The organism is Motilibacter deserti (assembly GCF_011250635.1).
Lineage (GTDB): Bacteria > Actinomycetota > Actinomycetes > Motilibacterales > Motilibacteraceae > Motilibacter_A > Motilibacter_A deserti.
The window spans coordinates 1-10,994 of sequence record NZ_JAANNP010000065.1; the positions used below are offsets into that span (position 1 = coordinate 1).

A 10,994-nucleotide genomic window follows, 5' to 3' on the forward strand; every position below is an offset into this window, starting at 1 on the left:
CGCCCCGGGCTTCTTCCCCCCGGGCCCCGGCCCCTCCTCGGTCAGCTCAGCTGCGCGTACAGGAAGCCCGCGTCCCCGATCAGCTGCGCGCGCGCCTCCGCGTCGGTGCGGACGCGCTGCTCCACCTTCTCGACGAACTTGTCGAGGTACCCGCGCGCCTTGGCCGCCTGGCCGAGCTTGATCCGCTCCGTGACGTTGCTCCACCAGTGGTGCAGGTTGTCCGCGCTCGACGTCGAGTAGGCGCCCTCGGCCGCCAGCTCATCGATCAGCACGTCGACGTCGACGGTCAGCGGCGCGAGCCAGGTGGCCGTCAGCGGGCCCCAGTAGCCGGCGGAGTTCTTGGCCCGGACGTAGACCAGCTGGCGGTCGAAGGCGGCCGCGGCGCCGGGGACGCTCCCGCGCAGCTGCACGGTCTTGCCGCTGCTGACCAGCGCCAGCGGGTAGCCGGTGCCGCCCTGCCCGGGCTTGCCCCCGACGAACACCTCGGCGGCGACGACGTCATTCGCGACCGGCGAGGCGACCGGGAACGTCGTGCTGCCGGTGTTGACGCCGAACGTGTCGTCGCTCGCCGTCGCCGTGAGCGTCGCCTGGCCCGGGGCGTCGTGGTCCCAGTCGATGGTCGGGCCGCTGAGGGTGGGCCCCTGCGGTGTCACGTACGGCGCGCTCGCGGCCTTGGCGGCGTAGAGGAGCGCCGGCGCGTTGCGGGACCAGAACAGGTCCTGCCGGCTGTAGGCCGGGAAGAACCCGCCCGTCTGAGCCGTGCCGATCTCGAACGTGTAGGCCGGCACACCAAGGGCCGAGTAGACCCAGTCGATGTCGTTCCCCGCGTTGTCGTAGAGGATCTCGCCGGCCTTGCCCGACAGGAAGCCGTTGTACTTGCTGAGGCGGAAGCCGAGCGCCTTGAGCGCCTCGAGGTTGGGCACGTTCGCGGTGCGTGAGTACGCGTACGGGTAGATCACGTAGTCCGCGTACGAGTGCAGCGTGACGTAGGTGCCCTGCCGTGCCGTAGGCGCCGGCGTCGTCTCACCGACCTCCTGCGCGCCGAAGAGCTCGGTCAGCAGCGCCGTGTGGAAGTAGACCTCGGGCTCCGAGGCCGGCGCGGTGCCCTTGTAGGTGAGGGACGACGGGCTCGAGGACGTCGACGCGCCGCCCCACGCCGTGGGGTAGTTGCGGTTGAGGTCGATCCCCGGCTGGTTGCTGCTGTAGCTGGCGTTCGGGTTCGTCGGCGGCGTGTAGTTGCTGTTGTTGACGTTCTTGCGCTGCCAGGCCCGGCTCGTGCTCGTCGGCACCGCGTCGCCCGCCGCGTTGCGCGGGGCGGCCTCGAGCGCAGGCTCGATGAGGTCCACGCCATCAGGGTTCGCCTGCGGGATGACCCAGACCTCGGTGCTGTCGAGCAGCGCGGTGATCTCGGCGTCGACGCCGTAGCCGTCGACGAGCTGGGTGATGAAACGCCAGGCGATCTCGCTCGCGACGATCTCACGCGCGTGCGTCTGGGTGTTGAGCACGAACCGCGGCTTGCGGTTCGCGTGCGACGTCCAGTCGCCGTCCTTGTCGGCACCTGCGGTGATGCGCAACGCGAGCAGGTCGTGGCCCTGCGCCGGGTCCTGCAGCTTCTTCCAGGACTTGCCCCAGACGACCCGCTGGGTGAGCGCGGGGTAGGCCTTGGCCACGTCGGCGAGGAACTGCTCGTGCGCGTCCACGGTGCGGTAGCCACCGAAGAAGGTCTCGTACTCCTTGGCGGCGAGCTTGCCGGGCAGCGGGTACGTGGCTGCCGCCGACGTCGCCGCGCGCTTCACGGTGCTCTTGGCCGCGGCGGACGTGACGGGTACGCCGATCGGCCGGCTGCTCGCCGTGCGCAGACCCTTGGCGGCGAGGGCGGCGGAGGTCGAGCCGTCGCCGAGCACCACCGGGTTGCTGCCCGAGCGGCTGACGACGTCGAAGCCGGCGGCCAGCAGCTCGGTCCCCAGCGCCGCCGGGTCGTGGCCGGACGCGTCGACCGAGATCAGCAGCGGAGTGGTGCCGGCGGCCCGCGGCGAGGAGGCGGCGCTCGCCGGGCCGGACGTGAAGGAAAGGGCGGTCAGGGCGGCGAGCGCGGTCAGCGCCGCCGTTCCTCTCTTACGCATGGGAAACGAACTCCTCAGCAGATGTGCGAGAGCGGGGATCCGCCGGCCGGGTCACGCCCGGCGGCGGTCAAGGCAGAGCCGACGCCGCGCGACTCGGACGGCCGCCTGGCGTGGAGAAAGGTGTGGGCGGGGTCAGCCCCGCAGCGGGACGTCGTCAGCAGGACGCGTCGCGGCGAAAACAACACGCCGGGAGGGCAACGCGGCGCAGGTGGCGCGGGGTGCCGGCGGGGGTCGTCATGCAGGAGACCATAGGTTCACGCCGCAACGACGTCAAAACGCGGTGTCCGCATGATGAGACAAAGGAGCCGCTGCCCGGGCGACTCCCAACCGTCTTCTGACGAAGCTGAATGCAGGCAACCACTTTCATGGTTCTGTGCTGCCTGCATCATCGTCCGGCTCGCCGCTCAGCTGCCCGCCGGCACCGGCGCAGGCGGCGCCGCGAAAGGGATGCCCGTCGACTCCGCCGGCCGCTGCTGCAGCGGGGACGTCCAGAGCCCGCGCGCCGCGAGGATCGGCAGCACGCCCTCGCCGAACCAGTAGGCCTCCTCCAAGTGCGGGACCCCCGACAGCACGAACTCGTCGATGCCGAGAGCGGCGTACTCGGCGATGCGGTCGGCGACCTCGATGTGGCTGCCGACGAGCGCGGTGCCCGCACCACCGCGTACGAGGCCCACCCCCGCCCAGAGGTTCGGGTAGATCTCGAGGGAGTCCTTCGACCCGCCGTGCAGCGCGAGCATGCGCTTCTGCCCCTCGGACTCGCTGCGGGCCAGCCCCGCCTGCACGCCCGCGATCGTCGCCGGGTCGAGGCCGTCGAGCAGCCGCTGCGCCTCCGCCCAGGCCGCCTCGGACGTGTCGCGGGTGATGACGTGCAGCCGGATGCCGAAGCGCGGCGTCCGGCCGGCCGCTGCGCCGAGCGCGCGGATCCAGTCGAGCTTCTGGGCGACCTGCGCCGGGGGCTCACCCCACGTGAGGTAGACGTCGGAGTGCGCCACGGCCACCGGGCCGGCCGCGGCGGAGGAGCCGCCGAAGTAGAGCGGGGGGACGGGGTCGGGCACCCGCGGGATGCGCGCCCCCTCGACGCGCTGGTGGGCGCCGTCGAAGTCGACCGTCTCGCCCCGCCAGAGCCGGCGCACGATCTGCAGGAACTCGTCGGCGCGGGCGTAGCGCTGGTCCTTGGACAGGAAGTCGCCGTAGGCCCGCTGCTCGTGCGCCTCGCCGCCGACGACGACGTTGAGCAACAACCGTCCCTCGGAGGAGTTCTGGAACGTCGCGGCCATCTGCGCGGCCAGCGTTGGGGAGGTGAGGCCCGGCCGGAAGGCGACGAGGAACTTCAGCCGCTCGGTGCTCTCGACGAGCATCGCGGTGGCGAGCCAGGCGTCGTCGCACCACCCGCCGGTCGGCGTCAGCGCCCCCACGAAGCCGAGCTGCTCGGCGCTGCGCGCGATCTGCCCGAGGTAGGCCCGGGTCGCGGGGCGTACCCCGCCCGCCGTCCCCGGCGGCAGGCCGTGCCCGCCGCCGACGATGTGCCGGCTGTCGCCGTACGTGGGAAGGAACCAGTGGAAGGTCAGGGACAACGTCGTTCCTCGTTCCCGCGGGACGGCGGACGCGGGGGTCTCCCCCGGCCGCCCTTGCCCGTCGACCCTCGGCGGCTCGCTCCCGACCGTCAATCCCGGCCGCTCACCCTGTCCGCATCGTGGACAGGACGCTGCGGCACAACGCCGGGGACCCCTTGCCCACGCGATCGCCGTCGACGATGCGGATCGCGAGGACGGCGGCGTTGTCGTCCTCGTCGGTCTCGAGCAGGAGGTCGTCGGGGTCCGCCTCGAGCAGCAGGCAGTAGCCGCCGTCGCGCAGCCGTGCGGGCAGGCGGAGCGCCTGCCCCGGCAGGTAGTGGCCGTAGACGTCGGCCCACCCCACGGCGACGCCCTGCTCGCGCGTGCGCCCGCAGGTGCCGTAGTGGCGAGCCTCGGGGCGCCCCGTCGCGCCCGCGACCCGCCGGTTGTCGCGCAGGCAGAAGCTCACCTTGTCAGCCGCCACGACGGTCCTGCCGGTCGCGGGGTCCACCAGCGCGTACCTCGCCATCGCGTCGAGGTGCCAGTGGTCGTGCGTCGGGTGGTCGAGCATGCAGCCGCCCCCGGCGCGCACGCGGTTCACGTCGATCCCGCGCGTGAACCGGAAGTTGCGGTCGACGTCCTGGTAGACCACCTGGCTGGCGAAGATCTGGCCGGCTCGGCACGAGCCGCGGGAGCCGGGGCGGACCTCCATCGGGCCGTCGCCGACGTTGGCCAGCGCGGCGCTGAAGCGCAGCAGCCGCTGGTCTCCGGAGCGCCGCACGTAGACGTCCTCGGCGGGCAGGCTGCGCATGTTCGGCAGCAGCGGCCGCGGGCCCGCGGCGGCAGGGACGCTGGGCGACGGGGTCGGCGAGGGGCTCGCCGCGGCGGACGCCGTGCGTGCGCTGACCGGTCGCAGCTCACTGGACCCGGAGGCGGAGACCAGCACGCCGGCGGTCGCGACCCCCGCGACCGCCGCCGCGCCTGCGCAGATGCCGAAGAGCCGGCTCCGTGTGTTCACCGCACCACCTTTGCCCATCGATGGCCCTTTCGCCCCCCGAGCCGCGCGACGCGTGACCCGGCTGTGACGCTGCGGCAGCCGAACCGCCGCGTTCTGGAGCGGGCTCGCGCCCGTCGCGGCGGCGCGCAACGGGGCCACGGTCCTGCGCCTGCAGGAGCTGAAGAGGGTCTGACCGTGGCCGCGCCGCCGGGCAGCGGGAGGGGAGCTGCACGGCGGCGCGCGGCTCACGCCCTGGCGGTCAGGGAGCCGACCAGGACCACCTCGTCGAACTGCGACACGCGCACCCGGATCGTCACCGCGTAGGTGCCTGGGAACGGGAGCATGCCGCGGGCGCTCGTGCCCTTCGCCTGCCACACCAGCGCCGTGGGGATTCTGGGGTGGCTCAGGCTGACGGTCCCGTCCAGCGCGTTGACCGGCAGGCCGAGCGTGCGGACCCCCACGCGGTCCCCGCTGAGCCGGACCGGGCGCGAGCGGTTCTTCGCGTCCTTCATCGTCAGCGTCTTCGCCGCCGCGGACGGGGTGGCGAGCCCGACCGAGAAGGCGCGGGCGCTGGTGATGCGGTGGCCGTCCGAGCTCAGCACCGACCAGACGAGCGCGTAGCGCCCCTTCGGCAGCCCCGGCGTGCCGGCCTGCACCGACGAGCCGGCGAACGTCGCCGGCCGTGACCGCACCGCACCCTTGGCGTCCAACACGCGCAGAGCGGTGCCACCTCCGCTGACCTTCTCGCTGAAGGTCACGCGCACGCTCGTGGGCGCCTTCGCCACGACGCTGTCGGCCACGGGGGTGGTTGCCTTCAGCTCCGCGTGCGCCCACGCCGGGGACGCGGGGAGCAGGGCGGTGGCCGCGGCGGTCAGAAGCGCGGTGCCGGCCAGCGCGGCGCGGTGCAGGCGGCCGGCCCGGGCCCGGCCCGGCGGCGAGCCCGTCATGCCTTGTCGGTGGCGAGGACCTGGCCGCCGACCACGAGCTCGAGGACCTCGTTGCGCTTCACCTTGGCCGCGGTGGAGCCGGTCGCGGTCCAGCCGATGTCACCGGCCTTGTCGAGGCGGATGCGGGCCACCACGGTGCCGGACTCCTCGAGGCGAAGCGTGGCGACCTTGCCGGCGTGGACCGCCGAGGCATCGGCGTCGATGCGCAGGCTGCCCTTCGCGTTCTTGATCGCGCTGAAGTCGGCCGTGGAGCGGGTCGACGACGCGACCGTGGTGAGGGCGGGAGCGGGGTGCTCGGCCTCGGGGTCGGTGCCCACCCATGCGACCTCGGTGGCGCCGCACTTCTGGACCGTGTCGAAAGCGACGACCTCGCCGACCTTCTCCGGCAGTCGGACCGACAGGCCGAAGTCCTCGAACGCCGCGTCCGGGAGGCTGCCGCCGGACCACGTGACCGTCGTGACCTTGCCGCTGGCGTCCTTGGCGATGTCGAGCGCCCAGCCGGCCTTGCCCTGCGGGCGCGCGGAGGGGACGTTGGCCGGGATGCGGACGGAGACCGACGTCGTCGGGGCGCCCGAGCAGCCATGGCCCGCGCGCAGCCAGACCGTGACCGACTTGCCCGCGACGGGGCTCGCGCCGTAGAGCTGGGCGGAGAAGTGCGCCGACGCGGGTGACGCGTTGACCAGGGCGAGGGCGCCGGCGGTGAGCGCCGTGGCGGTGGCCGCGACGAGGGAACGACGGGACATCAATGGTCCTTCCACGAAGTTGGCAACAGGAATTGCTGTAGTGGATCAGTCCGTGACGTCGAGCTTGAACAGGAGCAGGTCGCTCTCGTGCGTCTCCACCTCGTAGGAGCCGGAGGGCTCGGCCACGAAGGTCAGCTCCCCGGGGACGCCGGGGTCGAGCGGGAGCTCGACGTCGATGCCGTGCACGTGCACGGTGTCGACCTGGTCGCTGGTGGCGTCGATGCGCACGACATCTCCCGACTTCACCGTGACGGTCGTCGGCGCGGGCACGACCTTGCCGTCCTGCACGCTGACGGTCACGACCTTCGCGGGCTCGGCGCTGGCCGGCGCGCCGGGCTCGCCGCCGCCCGTCGAGGGAGACGCGGGCAGGGGCGAGGACTGGGACGAGGACGCGGGAGCCGGCGCGGCCCTGTCCTCGTCGTCGGACCCGCAGCCGGCGAGCGCAGTGACGGCGAGGGCCACGGCCGCGGCGCCCGCGAGCGTGCGGCGGGCCAGGAGTCGGGGGCGTGCAGGCACAGGGGTGCTCCGGGATGGGGTGCGGGACGGGGTTCGGGCGGGGACGCGCCGGCTCAGGCGCGCCGGCGAAGCGCGAGGGCCCCGAGGACGCCGGCCGCGAGCCCGACGACGAGCCCGGCCACGCCGATCCACGTCGCCCGCTGCACGTCCGAGTCGCTGGCTGTGTCCGAGGCGTCGGCGGCGGCGGGAGCCGCCGCCGGGTCCGCGGTGGCCGTGTCGCCGTCCGCGGCCGCCGCGGGCTGCAGCGCGAGGACCGGGGCGGGCAGCTCGGGCTCCTCGGTGGACCCCGGCGCCGCCTCCTGCACCCAGGCCACCTCCTCGCCGTCGCTGTAGCTCTGCACGGCCTTGAACACGATCTGGTCGACGTCGGGCATCGGGCCGGCGCTGACGTCGAACTCGTCGAACTCGCCGGGCTTGATCGCCGCGTCGCCCGTCGCGGTCCAGGTGATCTGCGAGACGGCCTCGGTGATCTGCTGCCCGTGCGCCTCGATCGGGGTGTCCAGCGTCTCCTTGGTGACCTCGTAGGTCCAGCCCGGGTGCGGCTTGACGCTGACGGAGGCGAAGGGCGTGTCGATCGGGAACTGCACGGCCACCTTGGTGGTCGAGGCGCTGTCGCTCTCGGTCGGGACGCGGAAGGTGAGCGCGGCGTAGGACCCCTGCGTCGCCTCGCGCGGGTTCACGGTGACGTGCGCGGCGGCCGGGCCGGCCGTGGCGACGAGCAGGACGAGGCCGACACCGGTGACGGCGAGGGCGCGGCGGGACGAGCGGAGCACGGGAAGGACCTTTCCGGAGCGGGGTACGGGCGGCACGGCGGGAATCACGTCATTCGACGTCCAGCCGGGCCTCGGCGGTGATCTCGTCGTAGTCACCGAAGCCGACGGTGAAGTCGAACTCCCACTCCCCGGCCGCCGGCAGCTGGAGCCCGCTGCTCGCCCACCGGCTGTCGTCCCCGGTGCCCCGCAGCCGGACGGCGAGCGGGCCGAGGTCCTTGGCCGTCAGCGTCAGGTCGCCGTGGACGTGCTCGGCGGGCAGGGGCCTGCCGTCCTTGCCGAGCACCGTGATGGACAGCTCGGCGGGGCCGGGGCGAGCGGGCTCGAGCCGGAGCTGGGCGGACCGTCCACCGCCGAGGTCGACGGTCTGCTCCGTGACGGGCGCGTAGGCGGCACGCGCCGGTGTCATGCCGACGAGTGCGGCCGTGAGCACCAGGACCACCGCCGCGCCGGCGACCTCGAGGCCGACCGCGCGGCGCAACGCCTGCAGCGGCCCGCGCGGGTCGGCGACGGTGCCGGGGCCGGCGAGGGCCACGGCAGCGGGCCGGGCGGGCATCCGGCGGCGCACCAGCGCCCGCGAGCCGGCCGCGACCAGGACGATCGCGGCGACAACGGCCACCTTGACGAGGAGCAGCTGCCCGTACGTCGTGTCGCGCAGCGCGTCGACGCTCCGCACCTGCAGCCAGCCCTGCCAGGCACCGGTCAGGGCGAGCACGGCGACGCAGGCGAGCGCGACGGAGGAGAACCGGCGGACCGCCTCCGCCGGCGTCGCGCCCTCCACCCGCGGAGGCCGCAGGGCGACGACGAGCAGGGTGCCCAGGCCGCCGAGCCACACCGACATGGCCAGCATGTGCAGGGCGTCGGAGGCGAGGGCGAGCACGAGCGGGTGCTCGGCGCGCGGGTGCCCGGTCATGCCGAAGCTCACGAGGAGGGCGGCCGTCGCGGCCGCGCACGCAGCGCCCGCGGGCGCGCCGAGCCGCCGGGTGGAGGAGCGCAGCGCCCACGGCAGGACGGCGACGAGCACGGCGGCCGAGCCGAGCCGGAGCGCGATCGCCTGCCCGACCGAGCCTTCGGCACCGGCGCGCAGGACGTCGCGCGTGAACAGCTCGCCCGCCGGGAGCCCGGAGACGGCCAGGCCCTGGACGACGAGCTGCGCGAGGGCCGCGGCGATCACCACGGCGAACCCCGCCGTGACGACGCGCTCGGCGGCCCGCGAGCGGCCCGCCGGCCAGCACCAGAGGATGAAGGTGGCGACGCCCAGCCCGGCGACCAGGCCCGCGTAGGCCAGGCCGCGCACCACGGCCGCCTGCGCGGCGTACGGAGTGCTCGTGCCCTCCTCCCCGGCGACGGGGGCGGCCCCCGCACGGACGGCGCCGACCGTGAAGGACCAGCCGTCGGTGATCGGATGCGAGTCGGCCGACACGATGCGGTAGGACACGAGGTAGGTCCCGTCCGGCAGACCGCCGGCGAGCGGCACCCGGATGCGGGTCGCGTCCGCCGGGTCCACCTGCGGCTCGCCCGCGGTCACCGACCGGCCCTCGCCGTCGATCACCCGCAGCCCGCCGGGGGCGAGGCTCACCGGCTCGGAGAAGTCCGCGACGACCTCGGTCGGGGCCGAGGCGAGCCCCTCCCCGGCGGCGGGGGCCGAGCTCTCCAGCCGGGCGTGGGCCGAAGCCGGCCCGGCGCTCCCGACGAGGCCGGCGAGGCCAAGCAGGCCGAGCACCAGGGCCAGCAGGGCCGTGGCGGCCCCCCGGCGGGCCGGGCCGCGCCGGGCCGCGCGGCGGCGGTGTGCCGCCACGCCGCTGCCCGCCGATCTCCGTCCCATGACCGGTAGTCCGGCGCAGCCGGACGAAAGTTCCCGCACGGCCCCCGATTCTCGTCCGGGCGCCGGCCGTCCGCACCCGCCGGGCAGCACGAAGGCCCGCCCCCGAGGGAGCGGGCCTTCGTCGTCGCAGGAGGCAGGCCCGCCCCGCGGAGGGCGGGCCTGCGTCAGGCCTTCCTTGGTCGGTCAGCCGCGGGCCGAGGCGACCGACAGGCGGGCCGCGTCGGCGCCGCCGCCGACGACCAGCACCGGGGTGGTCCCGACCGCGATGCGGTCGCCCTGCGCACGGGAGACGACACTGCCGTCGAGGCCGACGACGCCGGTCGTGCCCGCGGGCGCCGCGAGGCCGCTCGAGCCGTCCCGTCGCCAGACGACCTGCGCCCAGCCGCCGCCGTTCGGGCGCAGCGAGCAGGCGTACACGCCCTGGGTGTCGGTGCAGCCCACGAGGACCGAGTCGGCCAGCCAGCCCGACACGCGGGACCAGGCCCGGGCGGGGGCCGTCGGGCCCTGGGCGTTCTCGCCCAGGCTGATCCCGAGGATGCGCGCCTCGCCCCACGAGTACCAGAACACGCGGTCCACGCCGGCGGCCCGGTCGAGCAGCAGGGTGCGGGCGACGTACGCGCTGGCGAGCGGCTCCGGGATCGTGACCGCGTCGTTGATGCCGCCGACCACGCCGTAGTTGACCTCGGTGTTCCAGACCGGCTTGCTCACGCCGCGGTTGCGCAGGACCGTCGCGAGGGTCTCGAGGTTGCCCACGGCGTCCTCGGGGTCCTGGTCCGCGAACGGGTAGAGGTGCAGCGAGACGACGTCGATGTCGCGGGCGCCGGGCGCGTCGAAGTAGCGGTAGATCCAGCCGACCTGGCCCTTCGTGCGCGTCGCGAAGCCGGGGCTCAGCACCAGGGCCCGCGGGTCGGCCGACTTCACGGCCTTGTAGGCCAGGCCGGTCAGCTTCGCGAGCTCGGCCTCGCTGCCGTGGAAGTAGTCACCGACGAAGTTCGGCTCGTTCCAGATCTCGTAGGCCTCGATGCGGCCCTTGTAGCGCGAGGCGACGGCGCTGACGTAGCTGCTCCAGCGGCTCATGTCCGCGGGGGGCATGCTCGAGCCGGGGGCGATGACACCGGGGGCCGAGGGGTCCGAGGAGGCCCAGGTCGGGGTCTGCCCGAGGACCAGCAGCGGCTTGAGGCCGTGCGCCTCGGCCGCAGCGACGACGGCGTCGAGCTTCGCCCAGGCCCACTGGCCGGGTTCGGGCTCGAGGTCCGCCCACGTCGTGCCGGTGTCCCAGAGCCGGATGCTGCCGAAGGAGCTGGCGGTCGCCGCCGGCCAGGACGTCGCGTTCGCGGCGCCGGTCACGTGCAGGCCGAAGAACTCGGGCAGGGTGCGGCCGAGCGGGGCGACGGTCGGCACCAGAGGCGCGTCGACCGGCTTGCTGATCGGGCCGGGCTGCGGCTTGTCGCTCACGACCGGCAGCGGGGCGAGGCACGTCGGCTTCTTGACCGCAGGCTTCTTGACCGCCGGCTTCTTGA

The 10,994-nt window shown here is 74.4% G+C and carries 9 protein-coding genes; all 9 read right to left on the reverse strand.

Annotated elements, in window-relative coordinates; translation table 11 throughout:
- Positions 1-41: 41 nt before the first annotated feature.
- Complete coding sequence (locus tag G9H71_RS18995; RefSeq protein ID WP_166284361.1) at positions 42-2,123, reverse strand: M14 family zinc carboxypeptidase; 2,082 nt, start codon at positions 2,121-2,123, stop codon at positions 42-44.
- 404 nt (positions 2,124-2,527) lie between these two features.
- Positions 2,528-3,697, reverse strand: a complete 1,170-nt coding sequence (locus tag G9H71_RS19000) for an LLM class flavin-dependent oxidoreductase (RefSeq protein WP_166284362.1) — start codon at positions 3,695-3,697, stop codon at positions 2,528-2,530.
- 103 nt (positions 3,698-3,800) lie between these two features.
- Complete coding sequence (locus G9H71_RS25290) at positions 3,801-4,694, reverse strand: lysyl oxidase family protein (protein ID WP_166284363.1); 894 nt, start codon at positions 4,692-4,694, stop codon at positions 3,801-3,803.
- A 224-nt stretch (positions 4,695-4,918) separates the two neighbouring features.
- On the reverse strand, positions 4,919-5,620 hold the full coding sequence (locus tag G9H71_RS19010) for a copper resistance CopC family protein (RefSeq protein ID WP_166284364.1): 702 nt from the start codon (positions 5,618-5,620) through the stop codon (positions 4,919-4,921).
- Positions 5,617-6,363: a YcnI family protein gene (locus tag G9H71_RS19015; protein ID WP_166284365.1), complete on the reverse strand. Its 747-nt coding sequence runs from the start codon at positions 6,361-6,363 to the stop codon at positions 5,617-5,619. The genes G9H71_RS19010 and G9H71_RS19015 overlap by 4 nt, the downstream gene beginning before the upstream one ends.
- Before the next feature lie 45 nt (positions 6,364-6,408).
- Positions 6,409-6,879, reverse strand: a complete 471-nt coding sequence (locus tag G9H71_RS19020; protein ID WP_166284366.1) for a cupredoxin domain-containing protein — start codon at positions 6,877-6,879, stop codon at positions 6,409-6,411.
- A gap of 53 nt (positions 6,880-6,932) precedes the next feature.
- Entirely contained in the window at positions 6,933-7,652 is a 720-nt protein-coding gene (locus G9H71_RS19025) for a YcnI family copper-binding membrane protein (protein WP_166284367.1), read from the reverse strand.
- 49 nt (positions 7,653-7,701) lie between these two features.
- Positions 7,702-9,474: a copper resistance CopC/CopD family protein gene (locus tag G9H71_RS19030; protein ID WP_166284368.1), complete on the reverse strand. Its 1,773-nt coding sequence runs from the start codon at positions 9,472-9,474 to the stop codon at positions 7,702-7,704.
- A gap of 183 nt (positions 9,475-9,657) precedes the next feature.
- The coding region (locus tag G9H71_RS19035; RefSeq protein ID WP_166284369.1) for a cellulase family glycosylhydrolase at positions 9,658-10,994 on the reverse strand (1,337 nt) is incomplete at its 5' end.

Bases quoted from the DNA above. Each gene is read 5' to 3' on its own strand.
- G9H71_RS19015 (WP_166284365.1), bottom strand. From the start codon at position 6,363: ATGTCCCGTCGTTCCCTCGTCGCGGCCACCGCCACGGCGCTCACCGCC.
- G9H71_RS19010 (WP_166284364.1), bottom strand. From the start codon at position 5,620: ATGACGGGCTCGCCGCCGGGCCGGGCCCGGGCCGGCCGCCTGCACCGC.
- G9H71_RS19030 (WP_166284368.1), bottom strand. From the start codon at position 9,474: ATGGGACGGAGATCGGCGGGCAGCGGCGTGGCGGCACACCGCCGCCGC.
- G9H71_RS18995 (WP_166284361.1), bottom strand. From the start codon at position 2,123: ATGCGTAAGAGAGGAACGGCGGCGCTGACCGCGCTCGCCGCCCTGACC.